Below are 15471 nucleotides of genomic sequence, written 5' to 3'. Positions count from 1 at the left end.
CCCGCAGCCGGCACCTAAATCCGCCGGCGCCCCACACACCCCCAACAACCACCCCGGGACATGCCATCACCGCATTTCAAAGACACAAAGCGCACACCGGGACGCCCGCACCACTCCCGAGCACCAGGCGCGATACCCCGTGGCAGGCTTAACGGTGGCACCGGGGCTGCGCACTGTACAACTAACAGATGAGGAGTTACATCAATCGCCATCACACACTGATCGTGCTCACCGTGATGGTTGTTGTACTGGGCTCGCTGTGGTGGACGAAAACGATCGCCTTCACCCGATCACTAGCCATTTCCTTCAGTTCCGAACCGTCCGAGCTCGTTCCGCGCGGCGATCCCGCAGACATCACTCCCACAATCGTCGCCAGCTTCCCGTTCCCCGAAGAGACGGTGAACCTCGTCGCGGACAGAATCGCCAACACCCACGGCGGCAACACATCCGACTACGAATCAACCCTCACCATCACCGACACAATTGATTTCGCCGGAAAAGTCGTGACAGCACGCGGACGAACACCACTCGCCACCCAACGAATGGCGAACTACGGCGCACAAGCACTGAGCGAGCTGATCAACGAAGCCACCTTCGCACGGACAGGCCAAGCAAAAGTTTCCTTGCTGGTGCTCACCGACTAAACGGCGCCGCTGTTAGCCGAGCGCGCAGCTCACCGAGATCCACCACACGCACGCGACAAAAACCCGCCTCTATCCCCGATCAACCGGCATCGACCACGTGGGTTCAGGTGGTGGTTGTCGCCGCCGCGAATAGAACGCCGCACCAATCAACACCCACCCGGCGATAGCGAACGCCGACGCCGCACCGTCGAATACCACCATCACCACGCGCTGGTCGTCGGACGGCGCATAAGTACACGAGGATCCGACAACCGGCAGCCACACCCTCGACGCACTCTCCAACGCCACAGCGGAATCGGCTGCACACAGCTCATACGAAGACCGTCCCACCCCAACGAACGCGAAAGCACCGAACGCCCCCACCACCAACACCAAGCCCACACCAAACAGCACCCACCGACGCCACCGCGTCCCTCCCCCGCATGCCATCACCCACGCACCATAAGCCGAGCAGCGGCGCGATACGACTCGAAGGCTGACGGCACATCGGGCCGGCCCCTCCCCACTGCGGCAAAGGGGCCGGCCCCTTTGCCGATCGAGATTCGAGTGTTTGCATCAACACGCCTGCACTGTGAAATCTGATGCCGCGGTAGACGATCAAGTCCCACTCTCTGCACATTCGACGGTAGTTCACACCTTGCCGGTCGCAGCACCTCGACCACATTGGTTGAGTGCGCTGTCTCCGCTTTGCCCGAAGGGGGCGCGCTATGGACGTATCCATGTTGCACACCATGACCGAAAACCTCGCAGAATGGCTCTCCGAGGTCACTCAAGGTGACCTCAGGCAGCCAACGCCGGTGCCCGCATGGGATATCGGCGACCTGTACTTGCACCTCATCGACCGCAATATCGTCATCGCTGCACACCGACCGCCAACCCCAAGTGCGCAGCGACACGATCCGCAAGGAGCGAATACTCATGATCGAGTCGCGTCCAGCCTGTCGGACGCGGAACGTAGATCCCACCGATCAGCTTATCTTGCGACGCAAACTGTCCTCGCGTGAGATCGACCTCCGAACCGTCAGGCAGCCGGTTCCACCAGTGGAAGTCCACTCGTTCACCACGAACGTGCACCTCGCCGCGAACCAGGTCACCACCGAAATAGTCGTGCACCACCACCGCTGTAGTCGCGCACTGCCCGCGCGCAGGATTCGCCTCCGACCAATCCTTCACGTCTTCGGGAGCGCACGTATCCGGTCCCCACGCGGCATTCAGTGCTTCGGTCAACCGGACCAGGGAGACGGAATCCATCAACGAAAACTACCAGCCAGCCCTTGACCTGCGACTCTCGACGGTTTACACATCGCGCACGATCCCGAGCATCACCTCCTCGCAGAGGCTCATATCGGTCCAACGACATCGCAAAACGGCTTGGCCCAAACGCTATCGTCATCGGCTATGGGCAGTGCCAACAAATGGCTCAGCGACGCTGAGATCGAACGATCCAAGGAACGCACACGCAACAATTCACAGCGAACACGAATACATCACTTCGACCCACAGATGTATCTGCGACGGTGGGCCTGCGGACCCGTAAGCCCGCTAGTGCGGTTCACCGAAATCGCGACAGGGCGCAGCGATCTTGACCTTCCAGAGGCGATCGCAAACGACGAGTTCTTCTATCAGATCGTCGGTGACGACATCGACCCCGACGTGGAGCCGGACCTGTGGTTCGAAACGCACATGTCCAGGATTGAAGACGCCGCTGCACGGTGGCTTCGATCGCTCGACCATCGCGCGGCTGGAAAAATCACCGATCCCAATCTGAGCGGGAATCTAGCCGTGTTCGTCGGCCTTCAAAGCCAGCGCACGCCCTGAGCACGTGCAGGAAACCTGGACATCAGCAGTGCTCGCGACCGGTTCAACGTCCGTGAAGCACTCGACCACCCAGTAATACTGCCCATCCTCTGTCGAGAAACAGGGATCGACTACACACCAGCACGGCACCACCAGATCATCGACGAAATCATGCTCAAACCTGAGTACACCGGGCCTAAAGCAGCTGCGATCGAGACCGCCCTCAATGTTTGGAAGAATCACATCACCCCGTTTCTGGCTCAGCGCACCTGGTGGCTCGTGACCTCTGAGCAACCGCTACTGACCTGCGACGAACCCGTCGTGCTGATCGGCTGGCCGGGGCAGCAACGCCATCCCGCGCCGGGCTTTGCCACTGCTGCACTAGTGATGTTCCCGATTGGGCCGCACCGACTCTTGCTTGCGACGCCTGAAAGTCTTCGTTTACGGCCACCTTTCACGCTCAGCTCGGAGGAGACCCGGGCGGTAAACCTCGAAATCGCCTCCAATGCAATAGAATTCACTTACGAGGAACCCTCCAGCGACATTTCCGCCCATATGACACTGCCTCCCTTACCTCCGTTCGACCGATCGACGGCAACAAACTTTTGGGAGGCATTGCGCCCACCACCTGGTCGATGGGCAGGGCTCAACGCACCAGAATGGCCACTCCAACGCTGGACAGCTTCCACGCCATGACCTGCGCCAAGTGCAGCGCGGCTCTGGACACACGTCACCGCCGCGCAGGGGCCTGTCATCGCCCCAGGTCAGATGGTGCAAGCATGCCGGCACCGCGCATTGATCAAGACTGTTGAATAGCGACGGATAATCCACTCATGCTGGAGACGAATGTTCGGATTCCTCAGTGCGCCGCCGACGCACTCGACCAGGTGGTAGAACACCGCGGGCTCTCGCGTGATGCGACGGTTCGACAACTTCTGGCTGAGTACATCGAGAATCAACGACGACGATCCGGCGGAGACTATGACAACAGCGACAATCGGCTGACCCATATTGCGACGGTGATGCGCTATCCCGCTCCAGCAGATCGCGGACAGCCGAAGTCCGGTGTGCAGCTACGATTGCGCCTACCCGAGAATGCCGCTGGAGATGCGAAACAGCTCGCCTTCAGCGTGCCAGGGCAGTCACTTACCGGCGGCCATCATGACTACCAAGCTCGCAGGCTCACCGATGCCGTGATGACTGCAATTGCACTGGTTCAACCTTTCTCCGATAGCACCCTCGAGGGGATCAAACCTCTGATCCGTCAACGCACCGCACGCGGTCTGTGGCGCCTGGTCGTTGCCTCCACCTTGTCCGGTTCAGAGTTCAAAATCCTCGAGGATGCTCACGCGGAGAAAGAAGTGCGAGACCGGGAGCTGAGGAAAGGACGAAAGGTCGGGCGCGTGAGCCCGACGAGCAGGCTGGCGGATGAATTGAAGGAGGGTGATCAGGCATGGCACGGCATGCGTAGACGCTTCGCCGTGACCTACTTCGCCAAGGCACTCTTGTTGCTGCAAGAGCATTAGAGGGCAACGTGATTACTGCGGAGCTCTCACCGTCTGCATACTTGACATACGATCACACGGAATTCGGGGAAGGATATTAGTGATGGATGGAGTACTTCCCGGTATGGTTTCCCGGCCTTCCCTACGCCAATTGCAGCGCCCGACTGGCTATCTCGATCAGTGGGTATGGACCCGCCTAGCCAAAGCTGCGGAGGGACGGCCTCAGAATCCGATGGGCAGCGACGCGCTCCAGCAGTTGCGTTCCGCGCAGCGACTGCGGGTGTGGCGTTTCCGCTATCAACCTCTCACTACGCCGACACCCTTCTAGCGGCCCCACGTCAGAGCAGAACGCTCGCTCAAGTGTTGGCTGAGCTGTCGTATTGGATTTCACTCTGTCTCGTTATACTGGTCGGTGGCCCAAGGTTTCCTTTCGATGTCGCTCTCCGCCCTCACTAAGCTCGAATTCCCTCCGTTTCAAAGTGATCTGCCCAATCTTGATAGGAAAAGGTATGACAAAGTCCGCATTCGTCAGTTTCCACTACCAGCGTGACTACTGGCGCGTACAGCAAGTTCTCCAGATGGGCGCTCTGGATGGACAGGTTGAGCTCACTCATCAGAAGTGGGAAGAGGTGAGGYGAACTGGCGAGGCTGCCGTAACCGCTTGGATCGACCAGCAGATGAACTACAAGAAGGCTGTGATTGTGCTGGTTGGAAATGAAACGGGCTCTCGGAAATTCGTCCAATACGAGATCCGGCGCGCCTGGATGATGCGAAAACCGTTGCTCGGCATCAGGATCCACGGCCTCAAAGATTCGTCGGGGTATACGGACGCCCCCGGGCTGAACCCGTTCACGTCTTTCGGGTTCTCCGATAGCTCGAAAACGTACGCTGATTTCGTGCCTGTTTATGATCCCGCAGCCTTTACGGGCAAGAGTTATCCGAGTAGCTCGGATAACTACAATGCCATCAAGACCAATATTGCAAACTGGGCAGACAACGGATACAAGCAACCATGACCAATGGGACTGCCCTCAGCGAAACCTGTCCGTTCTGCCTGATAGTGGCTGGAGACGCCCCGGCTCGGGAGGTTTTACGGACAAGTACTGTCGTCGCGTTCTTTCCTGACCATCCGGCGGTTCTGGGACACACGTTGATCGTTCCGCGGCAACATGTTTCGACTATCTGGGACATTGACGAAGCAATCGGCTACTCTCTTGCCGATGCCACTCGTCGAGTCGCCCGAGCGGTTCATGAGGTTACCGCCACACCAGGTATGAACATCATTCAGTCGAATGGTCACGCTGCTAGCCAAACCGTCGAACATCTACATATCCATGTCGTGCCGCGGAGCGGTGGGGACAGAATGCCGCGGTTGTGGCCTCCGGACATGAACTGGCCGTCGGCTTCTCTCGATGCGTTGCAGAGTGTGTTGAGTCGCAATCTACCGGACGACTTCAACTTGAAAGTTGACGATGCTCCTCAGCCGTTCGGGCACGAAGGCTGATCGGGGGAAGGGAGCTCTTGGACCTCGGTGATGCCGGGGCCAGAGTCCAGCGCCGGCGTTTCACGTGGGGCGGTGCTGCCTGTCTCATGTGGGGTGGTGCTGTTTGTCATTGCTAGAACAGCGGCGACAATCAGACACACGCCGGCCATCGGCCCATAGAACGCGCTGAGACTAGGTGATTTTGCTGTTCCCCACCGTCCGTTTCCCACAAGATATGACGACTGGTCGAGACTGAATCCACTCACACTTTGATCAGCAACGGCGCGGTACAGGTCACGGAAGGCGCGTTCCTGGCGGAGGTAATAGGCGTCGAGGAACCAAAAAGCGCATACCGGGATCACGCCTAAGGCGGCCAACGCCATCTGATTTCTCGATGCACCGAATCCGAGTAGCGCTACGGTCACGGTCAGAGCCCACCCCTTCAGGAGGAAGGAATTGGTGGCCAACCGGGTGATCACCCCTTGGACGTAGTCCATGTGCTTGTGGTGGTCGAGTTGATCGACGGGGCCTGCGCTGCTGCCATTGCCGTTACTCACAGGGTTCATGAGCGAGACAAACTGATGAAATTGGACTGTCCGGCGACGAACGACCTCAAAGATTCAGCCCGCATCCTATCGATGCGATTGACCACGTACGGTTCAACACCACGGCCTGTGTTTACCTTCTCGATCACCTTGTAGAGGCCGAGGTATTCCTGCCCGTCAAATACACTTTGGTCGCTTGATTCGATCGGACAGATGGACACCTGGTCCGCACCCTTGAATCCATCAAAGTACCCGAGTTCCCATGGCATCCAACGAGACTGGACGGAGGCCCTCGATGTTGCATACACCAATGCGTTGGAGTTCTGCATACGCTGGCGCAGCTGTCCCGCAGTTGTCGCCGAGACCTGTTCCCTGTCCAACTGAGGATCGTCGATCCAGTCGACGTACACGCTCAATCCTTGATTGAGCAGGAGGTTACGCAGACCCGCAATCGCGACCGCATCACGCACGCTATGACTGAGGAAGATATCGTATCGACCGGATAACGCATCGAAAGACTTGAACGACTGACGCGCAGCACTGGCAGTCAAACCGCCAGCGTTTCGCCGTAAATCAGCCATTGTGTAGTAGGACGCCACGAAGTACGAAACCCTCTTTCAGGTAACCCGCCGAAAATGATGTGACAGCTAGGCCAATAGGTCTAATGCGCACAACATCTGAGAGATCAGCTTCTCAAAGGAATCAATGTACACGACCACGTATGTCRCGGATCATGCTGGCCCAGGTTTAGTGGTAGGTGCCCGCTGGCGCGACTAACTCCGCAACATTCACAGCAATAGTGATACCTCCTTCAATACGCGTTTGGATCAGGCGTCACGCTGAGCAATATCACTGACTATCGCGCGAGCAATCGCAGGATATACGGAGCCGTCCAATAACAGCGACCGAAGTTGCGGAACAGATTCAGGTACCAGATTTCGAGCTTCACCACCTGGATACCCGAGCGAGTAGGTTGGCCTTCCGGGATTTAGATCACCAAAGTCGCTGTGCTCTATGGGAATACCTTCCATTCCACCAATAAAGATCGCAGCAACTGGCCCGGTGTCCGTAAGCATCTGCCTACGCATAAGAGCAAGGCTTCGCGGAGCCTGTCGAGGATCTGGCGGTTCGCCATCGACAGCATCGGTGCGGACGAGGTGCCCGACACCATCAGCTTCAAATTTTCTCGTGACCTCCGGCATCACTGAGTCAAACACACGCGACTGATACACGATTACGCGCGGATCGTCGGCGGGGGGTAACTCTGCCGCGACATAGAGAAGTAGCGGTGCGATAGTTGGATGCGCAGCTGTGACCAACTGTGCCCCGGCACTCAGAATCTCCCGCCCAACTGCGACCACTGCATCGGTTATTTCAAGTGCATCGAAATCGCCCTGCCATCGAGCAGGGTCCGGGATACTTGCAGAGAGAAATACAGATTTGCCCTCCAGGAGTGAACTTCGGACAGATTCGTCGAGCATCACCAATACGCTCCGATCGCATTTCCCGGGACCAGCTCAAGACTACGCCCACCCGTCACCCAAGCGAGATGCGCTCTCCTCGGCTCGCGCAATTGGCGGCTGGAATGAACAAGGACTGCGGTGGCCTCTGGTGCGATCTGCTCCCGCGTCTCGTCGAGGCTTTGCAGGTCAGTCGCGATCGGTAGGCGGGGTGCGATCGCCACGATGGACCGTCCACGCGAGCTCGAAACATCCAACATCCAATCCTTCAGCGAAATACAAGTTCCTCCCCCGGTCTCAGCCGCCTCCTCCACATTGCTCACCAACATTCGGCGGCGGCGGACAATCCCGTGCGCGTGCGATTTTTCGATCTCGCGCATCAACCTGTCCAGCGCGTCCGGAGCGAGCACATCGTAGCCATGGTCATCCTTGACTACGTCGGACTCTTCAAGCGTGTACCGCGGGAGCCGGTCACTGCCTGGAATCGTCGAAGGGTTGTTCGGCCACTGAACAATAAGTATCCCCATGGAATGACTTAACGCATAGTCGATTTCGTAGAAGACCCACTCCGAGAGGTGGGCATCTGGAGTCTCCAATAGCAGCAGGAACGCAAACTGTTCGAGGGCATCGGCGATCTCCCGCTGAACCTCTGCGCCGAAAGGAATTGCAAATCTGTCGATGAACGGAACGAACCGCTGTTTCGCAAGTACATCGTGCAGTTGCTCTGCCGCCCCCAATCCGTCTGACCGTTTGTGACTGAGAAACACCATACGATCGCGGTCTTCGATGCCCAACTGCTCCAGTAGAATTCGGGCCAACCGCTGTTCGGGGAGATGGCCGCTCCACTCGAATCCGTTGTAGGCGGAGACCGAATCCGGAGCCTGAGAACTGAAAGATTGAAGGTCGTCAACTACAGGAATAACCAATTGCCCGTCCTGCACCGCTTCAGAAACCTCCGATGATAATGCAAGGTTCGACTTCGACATCGGGCCGACCAAAACGACGACCAATGAAGGCGCGGATGCTGCGGTCAACGCCGTCTCAGACAGGTCAACTACCACTGATTGATGCATACCGATCACCTCGAGCTCGGCCGCCACAGCTTGACCTAAAGCTGCAAACCACTCCGGCCGATCAACGTGCAGTACCCGCACCCGGTACGTAACAGCCATATTCAGATCCTCACAATCCAGAATCACAGTCGAGACCAAGCGGTCACTCGCAAGCTTTTGCGTGTCATCGAGCTCCATTAGGCAGCCGGCAACTCACCGAACTAATTTCCATCCCGGAATGCACGAAACTGCAGGACAGCGTGTCCAAGATCTGTATCACCGAAACGAGGACACGCCGGCCCACGGACACATCATCCTCCTCGAAACCTACCGCAAGCACTACTACCTCGAATCACATTGATCCCGATCAGTAGTCACGAACGCTTGTAAGCACCTGCCACCCAGGAAGGCAGATTCGCGGCAATACTGGCATGAACTTCAGAACCGTTCGAACCAACTGGCGAGTGGAGCGTGATGTAGTCGGCGAGTGATCCTCCGCCCTCCAAACGCACAGCGGCGAATGGATTCGCACCTGGTGAATCCGTCCCGTCCCGAGGGTCCGCGAGCCCATGTATGCGCACTCCCACGAGCGGTCGTTTATCATTCCACGCTTTGATTATCTCATGTTTTACCCATCGACGACCGGCAGTTTCAGCACCCACCAAAACAACAACGGCTGTTTTGTATGCCATCTGCTCAGCGATCCAATTCTCGATCGCCTTATCACCGCCACGCTTTATAGTCTCCCACCCTTGAGAGTTGAGCAGTTTCTGCCCTTCCAATGCCCCCATTTGCTTCACCTGCTGAACTCGACGAGAATCTCGATCATAGTGAAAGCTGTAAAATACTGCCATCGTTACCACTCCTTAATGCATGCGGGAAAAAATTTAGCAGTTCATCCATAAATTATTAGGCAAGAGTCCCAAGATCCGGGACCCGGCCGCCATTTTCATTCTCAAACTTACAACGACAGGAATCCACGAACGAACGAAGTAATTCGCACTGTAATCGCTAGATCGGTTGCGCTTCATCGACAGGTTTCATCTCGACTTTGCCCATCCGGCAAACGACATCCCTGCCGAAGCCACTACCCCACCATCTTGTCTGCTCAATTTCGGAGATCCAAACTGGTCTGCCTCAACTGCTGGATACAAGCCGAGATACTCCTGTCCAGGAAAGCCAGTGGCACCCGCGTGAGAAACCAACGGCATAATTGCGATTCGATCCCCACGCATGCCATCGAAGTAACCCAACTCCCACGGCATCCACTTGGATGCGGGCGAGCCGTCCGAGACAGCAAAAATCAACGAGTTACATTGCCTCATTCGGCTGCGCAGAATTCCGGCCGTACTGGAAGACACGTTTTCCCTGGAAAGCTGTCTGTCAACAATCCAATCGACGTACACCGACAGGCCTTGGCTTTCCAGCACCCTGACGACGCCGTAAACAACTTCAGCGTCTAGGAAACTATGGCTCAGGAAAACGTCAAAATGGTCGAATGCAGAAGCCTGGATTGACTTCGACAAATGCTGTTCTGCACCTCTGCGCGTTCCTGCCCCGACGAGACCACGTTGTCGAAAAGAATCAACTGTATAGAAAGCCATACACCCTCCAGGTTCTTATCCATCACTTCAAAGACTAGAATTCCAAATCCCACCGATGTTCGCCGAGACTCCTCGACCACCCGAAATTGGGGGGCATCAGGTCACTGCGCAATCGATCGGGCACTTCGCCGGCGCGGGCCCGGTGAACGGCCTCGCGGAGCCAGTGTCGTTGCACTCAAGTTTCACCTCACACTTCATCTTTTTCTTCGTCACCAACGGGGTAAACTCATCAGCAACAACCGCAGCCACACCTGGCCCRAGGCGTGCGCTTCTCGGTGAAGCAATTCCTGCTGCCGCAGTTCCCGCACCGCATCTCACCGTTGCCGTCGATCTGAATGTCTTTCACCGCACGCCCGTTTCGCCGTAGTCGTGTACATACCTATCAGAGATACCGAAAGTTACGGATACTTTGAAGACCGTCCAGTATGCAATGTACGGACAATCACGCAGCGCCCCGCATCATCGCCGACAAGATCAGCAGCGACAGATATGCCATCGTCGGTGCTACCTACACCCTCTCGGACGGACGGATCCGCGTGCGCAGCACTCTCGGTGCTGTCTGCGAGCATGGCGACGGCGCCCCCTGAGGCGCGTATAACCGCGACTTCATCGGCGCCTCCCAGAAACTTCAGACATAGCGTCGGAGAGCGGTGCACGCGGGCCGATCTCGGCGCTGCTCACTAATTGCGGTTTCGAGTCGCACGAAGTAAACATGTTGGTACAGCGGTTAGAGTCGAGACGTCCCTCGCGGACGGATCTCCACTCGGGACACTCACTGCGGCCGAACTCCATGCCTTAGCCACGGACGAACTCGAGCCGAAAAAGAGACCGCAAAACCCGAAGCAGGAGTCTGTCCCGCCCGTGATCCCATGCGGTGGGTCCGCTTACCAGGTGGTCCCTTCCGGCGGACGCTCCGAACCGCGCACCGTCCAGTCCAACGGTTCGGTACGCACGGCGGGTCGGACCGGCCTCCGCTTATCCGGCCCGGCAGTCCACTTCCGGAAGTTTGGCGGGCTCCTTCGTGGGAGTAAAAACTTTGGGTATCGTCGCGGTCGAGGCCCCGCTCTACTGACGAGAGCGGCGCCTCTTCACGTGCGGACGGATCAGCGTCGGGTAGCCCCATATAGCAGGACCGAATGGGATATGGACACCGCACGTGGGTTGGGGCCGGGCCCTGGCGCATCCCCGCGCCAGCGGGGCATGCCATCGTCGGAGTCGTCCTTTTGGTGGATTTGTGCCCGATCGGTCCGTTCTCTTGGCCGTGGCGTATTACGGTCGAGACGCTGAGGTTTTCAATGGGTAGGCCCAGCAGGGTGATTCAGCCGTTCAGGGCATCGTACGGCGACTTGAGATATGCCCCGCCTCGACCTCAGACATCAGGGCGGGGTTTCGTCCTGTTGAGGGCAGCGCAGACGAGCACGGCACCGCTATCAGTACGTTGCGACAACAGAGAATTGGATATCATTTTGTTGCTGCGGCGATTCTGATGCGAGATGCCGTCCCTGAGTTCATGAACCCCATGCTTGGCGAACGCACGAATGTGGGCAGCCTCGACGGTCTCTGCCTGGCACGGCCCTATCACCGCGCACACCAATCCCGTACATCTCCCAAAGACCTCTGCGAAATACGCTTTCCCCCTCTCAAATTCGGACGACCGCTTCACCGTGGTCGCCCGACACGACACGTTGGGGTAGCCGTAGTTGGGGAATCGAGGCGGGCCAGTCACTTCGAAACCAACCGGTGCGTCCACGTTGTCTCTCATGTCCGATATTGTCCTGTCGCCAGGACACAGCACTGTCGCCAGGACACAGCGACGGAGTTCGGAGATCTCGATGGTTGAACCGCTCAGGATGGACAGGGCCAAGCAGGGCTTCGACAAAGCTGTCGGCAGCTTCGGCAAGTTCGCGCGGAATAGCTCAAAGCAACTGATCGAGCAGACCAGCGACCTCGAGGACGTCGCCGTAGGCACCGCCGGGAAGCTGACCACGAAGAAGGCAGACCCCTACGAGGAGGCCATAGCCCAGTACAACGGCGCGTTCGCTTCGATGAACGACAAGGGCCTTTCTCTCCTACGCCAGCGCGAACGCTCGACGGATCTGATCGAGCTCGTCGAGCTGCTGGTGAACAGCGTCGCTCACACCCCCAAGTCGTTCGAGACCGACTTCGACGAGATCGACGTCCACAAGACCGAGTTCCTGGAGGCGGAGGAGTTCGCACGCAAGGACCTCGAAGCCGCGCGAAAGTCGGCTGCCGGCGCAGGCGCTGGGTTCACCGCGGGCGCCGCGGTCGCGAGCATGGCTCCGACAGCTGCATTGTGGGTCGCCACCACCTTCGGCACCGCATCGACCGGCACCGCGATCTCCACTCTCTCCGGAGCCGTCGCGACCAAGGCTGCTCTGGCCTGGCTCGGAGGAAGAGCCATCGCGGCCGGAGGCGGAGGCACTGCGGCAGGTGGCGCCTTGCTCGCTCTCGCCGGCCCCGTCGGCTGGACAGTCGCGGGGGCCACCCTCCTCGCATCAATCGGGCTGTTCGCGAAGAACAAGTTCGAGAACCGCGCAGCGAAACAGGAGGCGCTGACCGCGGTGAAGCTGAACACCGTGCTCGTCAAGGGCATAGACGCTCAGATCGACGACCTCCTCCGGCGCACCACCTCCCTTCGTGAACTGCTCCTGCAGAGCTACGGCGACGCGCTGGGATACTTCGGCGCCGACTTCCGCGCGTTGTCTGCGCCGCAGCAGTCCCAGCTCGCCGCGCTGGTGAACAACACAAAGGCAGGCGCGGCCTTGCTGGGCAAGCGAATCGAGCAGGACCCCGAAGGTGAGTGACGCGGCAACACTAGGGAAGAGCAACCAGGAACAGGCTGTCGCCGCTTGGGTGAACTACCTCAACCAGCTCCGACTGGACAACCTGCTACGCGCCCTCAATCGGCAGGACGTGAACTTCGAAGACGCGCTCGCCAGCCTCCACGACGCGATGCGGAGAATAGACCTCGAGGTGGTTGCCGCTAATCGCGGCGGAGTCAAGGGCATGCACGGCTTCATTGCCGAGGTCGCTGAGGTGGGCGTCGGCAACGCTCGAAGCCAGATCCTCGGTAACGGCCCTGTCTATCAGTGGGTCAATGACAACGGCCCCGTGGACCTGATGCGCGGCGGCGTGGAGATTCAGCAGAAGTTCGTCGCGGCCGGCGGCCGCTTCGGACTCGGCGCGATCGCGGACCATCTTGAGAGGTATCCCGACTTCGTCGAAAGCGGTGGAAAATACCAGATTCCCCGCGACCACTTCGAGGTGATCCGGAAGCTGCACGCCATGCCACGCGAGGATGCTGGCAAGCTCCTGACGCTCGGCGGTGACGGCCCATCGCTCAAGGACTGGAACCGGATCCAAGCCTTCTTCGTGGAGGGATCTGTCAGCATCGAGTCCCTCGAACCCTCGCACCTGGAGTACTCCGAGGTGCAGAGGGGCGCTTATGACGCGACGCTCATGACGGAGGAGGGTTCCCTCCGCTCCACCGACCAGTCCCTGCGCGGCGATGCCTACCGGGAAAGCCGCCCGACCCTGAGAGAGGGCGCGAAGGCCACGCTTGCGGCCGCCGCGATCGAGGGCGGGACCGCCTTGGCGCTGGCCGTGGTCGAGAAACGCCGTGCTGGCACGCAGCTCAGAGATTTCACTGGCGAGGACTGGGCCGACATCGCGGGCGAAGGCGGTTTCGGCGTCGTCAAGGGCGGTGTCCGAGGGTTCAGCATCTACTGGCTTACGAACTTCACCGCCACCTCCGCCGCTGTCGCCAGCTCGATCGTCACCGCGGCTTTCGGCGTCGCGGAGCAGGCGAACAAGCTCCGTCGTGGCGAGATCGATGAGCTGGAGTTCATCGAGAACGCGGAGCTCGTCTGCCTGGAGACCGCCGTCAGCGCCCTGTCCTCCTGCGTCGGGCAGGCTCTCATCCCAGTGCCTGTCCTCGGTGCCGTGATCGGCAACACCGTCGGAATCATCATGTACAAGACCGTTTCGTCTTCCCTCTCCCAGCGGGAAGCTTCGCTGATCGCGCAATACGTCGGCGAACAGCGGGCGCTCGACGAGCAACTCGCCGCTGAGTATCGGGAGCTCATCGAGAAGCTCGATGCGAGCATGTCCGACTACCTCGGGTTGCTCGAACGAGCCTTCTCCCCCGACATAGAGGTCGCCCTCCTCGGATCCCTCGAACTCGCACTCGAACTCGGAGTGGCTACCGAAGAGATCCTGAATTCCAACGAGAAAGTCCTCGCCTACTTTCTCGACTAGACGGGATCCGTCAGGGTCTGGTCGGGGTTAACAATGCGAGGATCCCCCGCTGTTTGATGTTCCAGCTCGCGAGGTCTACGGGATAGATTTCAATGAGCTCGATACCGTGAATACTTGCAAGATATCGCTTTTTCTCAATCCTCTTGTCGTACTCCGAATCCCCTGCCAGACCGAAGTACTCGATGAGAACATCGCCCACTTTGAAATCCGCGCGGAGCCGACTGTTGGGGTAGAACGGTTCCTTCTCGTGTTGGATGTCGTGGTGTGTAAGCCAGTCGTCAATTGTCTTCTCGGCTATCGAAAGGCACACGTGGCCATCGGTCGCCAGGCATCGTGTTCCCCTACCTTCGCGCAATGTCCCCTCCGGGAGGACTCCGGAGGCGACAAGCACCTGAAACCAGGAACCGTGGGTTTTCTTGATACGTCCGACGGTGGGGCTGCGCTGGGCGATCTTCATCAGTTCAGTTCGGAGTAGTGGATCATACGAATGAAGGTCCCGAACGTTCTCGAAGAACTGGGGAGGCGGAATGGTCTGAAGGGCAGCAGCGAGATCTACGGCATATGCCTCCACCTCCGTTGGCGTCTCAGCCTTTGATCGTGGCTGGAAGGCCCTTCTACAACATGCTTCGCAATAATCGAGCGCTGAGCGGTCTCCGAGCCTGCGGAAAGCCCACAAAAGCAGGTCTGCCTCCTGGAACTGTGTCGAACAGATCAGGCAACTCTTCTGCATTGACGGTTGAATCGCCTGCTCGAATCCGAGAGTTCTTCCACGCGCTGCTATGAAATGACTTAGAACGCCAGTCCAGTCGTATTGGCTGCACAGCGGATCAGAAGCCCGCCATTCATCCATAATGGCCCTATCGGTGATCTTGTCAATTAGAGACGGAACCACGAGAAAGTAGTGCCACTGGTGACTCGCAATCGCGTTTTTGACGACCTCGTCTTGTTCGGTCGTCCACCAGTTGAGGATGTGTGGGTTGTTCGCACGATCAGCGGGAACCGACGCGAGATAGGCAGCCGTAGTCATATCACGATCTTCCCACTACGCACGGAAATAAGGACGGAAATCAGCTCGCACACCCGCAGACGGTGCTGTCACGTTA

20 protein-coding genes and 1 pseudogene are annotated in these 15471 nt (G+C 58.5%); 12 read left to right on the top strand and 9 right to left on the bottom strand.

Annotation, left to right across the window (positions count from 1 at the left end; genetic code table 11):
• Nucleotides 1-188 precede the first annotated feature (188 nt).
• Nucleotides 189-644, top strand: a complete 456-nt coding sequence (locus tag AC1DWA_RS28345) for a hypothetical protein (protein ID WP_477847899.1) — start codon at nt 189-191, stop codon at nt 642-644.
• 69 nt (nt 645-713) lie between these two features.
• On the opposite strand, the gene AC1DWA_RS28340 is transcribed toward AC1DWA_RS28345, so the two are convergent.
• Complete coding sequence (locus AC1DWA_RS28340; RefSeq protein WP_397524581.1) at nt 714-1037, bottom strand: hypothetical protein; 324 nt, start codon at nt 1035-1037, stop codon at nt 714-716.
• A gap of 314 nt (nt 1038-1351) precedes the next feature.
• Between AC1DWA_RS28340 and AC1DWA_RS28335 the strand changes: the two are divergent.
• Nucleotides 1352-1552, top strand: a pseudogene (locus AC1DWA_RS28335) (maleylpyruvate isomerase N-terminal domain-containing protein); the annotation flags it as partial.
• On the opposite strand, the gene AC1DWA_RS28330 reads toward AC1DWA_RS28335, so the two are convergent.
• Nucleotides 1497-1895, bottom strand: a complete 399-nt coding sequence (locus AC1DWA_RS28330; RefSeq protein WP_477847897.1) for a YunG family protein — start codon at nt 1893-1895, stop codon at nt 1497-1499. The pseudogene AC1DWA_RS28335 and the gene AC1DWA_RS28330 overlap by 56 nt on opposite strands.
• Before the next feature lie 147 nt (nt 1896-2042).
• On the opposite strand from AC1DWA_RS28330, the gene AC1DWA_RS28325 reads away from it, so the two are divergent.
• From AC1DWA_RS28325 to AC1DWA_RS28300, 6 genes are all read left to right on the top strand, one after another.
• Nucleotides 2043-2462 (top strand): DUF4238 domain-containing protein, encoded by a 420-nt coding sequence (locus AC1DWA_RS28325; RefSeq protein WP_477847895.1) that lies wholly within the window; start codon nt 2043-2045, stop codon nt 2460-2462.
• A 150-nt stretch (nt 2463-2612) separates the two neighbouring features.
• Nucleotides 2613-3137, top strand: a complete 525-nt coding sequence (locus tag AC1DWA_RS28320; protein ID WP_477847893.1) for a DUF4238 domain-containing protein — start codon at nt 2613-2615, stop codon at nt 3135-3137.
• 137 nt (nt 3138-3274) lie between these two features.
• Entirely contained in the window at nt 3275-3967 is a 693-nt protein-coding gene (locus AC1DWA_RS28315; RefSeq protein WP_477847891.1) for a hypothetical protein, read from the top strand.
• Between the two features lie 82 nt (nt 3968-4049).
• A complete protein-coding gene (locus AC1DWA_RS28310) occupies nt 4050-4274 on the top strand; it encodes a hypothetical protein (protein WP_397524577.1) in 225 nt (74 codons plus the stop codon).
• Nucleotides 4275-4455: 181 nt separating this feature from the next.
• Nucleotides 4456-4962 carry a TIR domain-containing protein gene (locus AC1DWA_RS28305; RefSeq protein ID WP_477917356.1) on the top strand — a complete coding sequence of 169 codons (507 nt, stop codon included), beginning with the start codon at nt 4456-4458 and terminating at the stop codon, nt 4960-4962.
• Nucleotides 4959-5450: an HIT family protein gene (locus AC1DWA_RS28300; RefSeq protein WP_477847887.1), complete on the top strand. Its 492-nt coding sequence runs from the start codon at nt 4959-4961 to the stop codon at nt 5448-5450. The genes AC1DWA_RS28305 and AC1DWA_RS28300 overlap by 4 nt, the downstream gene beginning before the upstream one ends.
• Here AC1DWA_RS28300 and AC1DWA_RS28295 read toward each other — a convergent pair.
• The 4 genes from AC1DWA_RS28295 to AC1DWA_RS28280 form a co-directional block, all read right to left on the bottom strand.
• Complete coding sequence (locus AC1DWA_RS28295) at nt 5426-5995, bottom strand: hypothetical protein (RefSeq protein ID WP_477847885.1); 570 nt, start codon at nt 5993-5995, stop codon at nt 5426-5428. The two genes, AC1DWA_RS28300 and AC1DWA_RS28295, sit on opposite strands and share 25 nt — an antisense overlap.
• On the bottom strand, nt 5992-6573 hold the full coding sequence (locus tag AC1DWA_RS28290; RefSeq protein WP_397524573.1) for a TIR domain-containing protein: 582 nt from the start codon (nt 6571-6573) through the stop codon (nt 5992-5994). Before AC1DWA_RS28290 ends, AC1DWA_RS28295 begins: the two co-directional genes overlap by 4 nt.
• A 228-nt stretch (nt 6574-6801) precedes the next feature.
• The gene (locus tag AC1DWA_RS28285) at nt 6802-7455 is read right to left on the bottom strand and encodes an SLOG domain-containing protein (RefSeq protein ID WP_477847902.1); all 654 of its coding nucleotides are present in this window, start codon (nt 7453-7455) and stop codon (nt 6802-6804) included.
• Nucleotides 7455-8684 (bottom strand): toll/interleukin-1 receptor domain-containing protein, encoded by a 1230-nt coding sequence (locus AC1DWA_RS28280; protein ID WP_397524572.1) that lies wholly within the window; start codon nt 8682-8684, stop codon nt 7455-7457. The genes AC1DWA_RS28285 and AC1DWA_RS28280 overlap by 1 nt, the downstream gene beginning before the upstream one ends.
• A 40-nt stretch (nt 8685-8724) precedes the next feature.
• Between AC1DWA_RS28280 and AC1DWA_RS28275 the strand changes: the two genes are divergently transcribed.
• Nucleotides 8725-8847, top strand: a complete 123-nt coding sequence (locus AC1DWA_RS28275) for a hypothetical protein (RefSeq protein ID WP_397524571.1) — start codon at nt 8725-8727, stop codon at nt 8845-8847.
• Between the two features lie 13 nt (nt 8848-8860).
• Here the strand turns inward: AC1DWA_RS28275 and AC1DWA_RS28270 are convergent, their stop codons facing one another.
• Nucleotides 8861-9340, bottom strand: a complete 480-nt coding sequence (locus AC1DWA_RS28270) for a TIR domain-containing protein (RefSeq protein ID WP_477847882.1) — start codon at nt 9338-9340, stop codon at nt 8861-8863.
• 186 nt (nt 9341-9526) lie between these two features.
• Nucleotides 9527-10090: a hypothetical protein gene (locus AC1DWA_RS28265; RefSeq protein WP_477847880.1), complete on the bottom strand. Its 564-nt coding sequence runs from the start codon at nt 10088-10090 to the stop codon at nt 9527-9529.
• 425 nt (nt 10091-10515) lie between these two features.
• Between AC1DWA_RS28265 and AC1DWA_RS28260 the strand changes: the two genes are divergently transcribed.
• From AC1DWA_RS28260 to AC1DWA_RS28250, 3 genes are all read left to right on the top strand, one after another.
• Nucleotides 10516-10677: a hypothetical protein gene (locus AC1DWA_RS28260; protein WP_397524568.1), complete on the top strand. Its 162-nt coding sequence runs from the start codon at nt 10516-10518 to the stop codon at nt 10675-10677.
• 1245 nt (nt 10678-11922) lie between these two features.
• A complete protein-coding gene (locus AC1DWA_RS28255; RefSeq protein WP_477847878.1) occupies nt 11923-12915 on the top strand; it encodes a hypothetical protein in 993 nt (330 codons plus the stop codon).
• Nucleotides 12908-14368, top strand: coding sequence for a hypothetical protein (locus AC1DWA_RS28250; protein ID WP_477847876.1), 1461 nt, complete (start codon nt 12908-12910; stop codon nt 14366-14368). Before AC1DWA_RS28255 ends, AC1DWA_RS28250 begins: the two co-directional genes overlap by 8 nt.
• A gap of 10 nt (nt 14369-14378) precedes the next feature.
• On the opposite strand, the gene AC1DWA_RS28245 is transcribed toward AC1DWA_RS28250, so the two are convergent.
• On the bottom strand, nt 14379-15395 hold the full coding sequence (locus AC1DWA_RS28245) for a hypothetical protein (protein ID WP_397524565.1): 1017 nt from the start codon (nt 15393-15395) through the stop codon (nt 14379-14381).
• Nucleotides 15396-15471 lie beyond the last annotated feature (76 nt).

Source organism: Rhodococcus sp. P4_F3_2 (assembly GCF_056401335.1).
Note: the sequence above shows the minus strand (reverse complement) of the source record. Positions and strands in the feature narration are given on the sequence as shown.

Bases quoted from the DNA above. Each gene is read 5' to 3' on its own strand.
- AC1DWA_RS28285 (WP_477847902.1), bottom strand. From the start codon at position 7,455: ATGCTCGACGAATCTGTCCGAAGTTCACTCCTGGAGGGCAAATCTGTA.
- AC1DWA_RS28245 (WP_397524565.1), bottom strand. From the start codon at position 15,395: ATGACTACGGCTGCCTATCTCGCGTCGGTTCCCGCTGATCGTGCGAAC.
- AC1DWA_RS28265 (WP_477847880.1), bottom strand. From the start codon at position 10,090: ATGGCTTTCTATACAGTTGATTCTTTTCGACAACGTGGTCTCGTCGGG.
- AC1DWA_RS28345 (WP_477847899.1), top strand. From the start codon at position 189: ATGAGGAGTTACATCAATCGCCATCACACACTGATCGTGCTCACCGTG.
- AC1DWA_RS28270 (WP_477847882.1), bottom strand. From the start codon at position 9,340: ATGGCAGTATTTTACAGCTTTCACTATGATCGAGATTCTCGTCGAGTT.
- AC1DWA_RS28280 (WP_397524572.1), bottom strand. From the start codon at position 8,684: ATGGAGCTCGATGACACGCAAAAGCTTGCGAGTGACCGCTTGGTCTCG.
- AC1DWA_RS28300 (WP_477847887.1), top strand. From the start codon at position 4,959: ATGACCAATGGGACTGCCCTCAGCGAAACCTGTCCGTTCTGCCTGATA.
- AC1DWA_RS28275 (WP_397524571.1), top strand. From the start codon at position 8,725: ATGCACGAAACTGCAGGACAGCGTGTCCAAGATCTGTATCACCGAAAC.
- AC1DWA_RS28310 (WP_397524577.1), top strand. From the start codon at position 4,050: ATGGATGGAGTACTTCCCGGTATGGTTTCCCGGCCTTCCCTACGCCAA.
- AC1DWA_RS28315 (WP_477847891.1), top strand. From the start codon at position 3,275: ATGCTGGAGACGAATGTTCGGATTCCTCAGTGCGCCGCCGACGCACTC.
- AC1DWA_RS28320 (WP_477847893.1), top strand. From the start codon at position 2,613: ATGCTCAAACCTGAGTACACCGGGCCTAAAGCAGCTGCGATCGAGACC.
- AC1DWA_RS28255 (WP_477847878.1), top strand. From the start codon at position 11,923: ATGGTTGAACCGCTCAGGATGGACAGGGCCAAGCAGGGCTTCGACAAA.
- AC1DWA_RS28295 (WP_477847885.1), bottom strand. From the start codon at position 5,995: ATGAACCCTGTGAGTAACGGCAATGGCAGCAGCGCAGGCCCCGTCGAT.
- AC1DWA_RS28330 (WP_477847897.1), bottom strand. From the start codon at position 1,895: ATGGATTCCGTCTCCCTGGTCCGGTTGACCGAAGCACTGAATGCCGCG.
- AC1DWA_RS28260 (WP_397524568.1), top strand. From the start codon at position 10,516: ATGCAATGTACGGACAATCACGCAGCGCCCCGCATCATCGCCGACAAG.
- AC1DWA_RS28325 (WP_477847895.1), top strand. From the start codon at position 2,043: ATGGGCAGTGCCAACAAATGGCTCAGCGACGCTGAGATCGAACGATCC.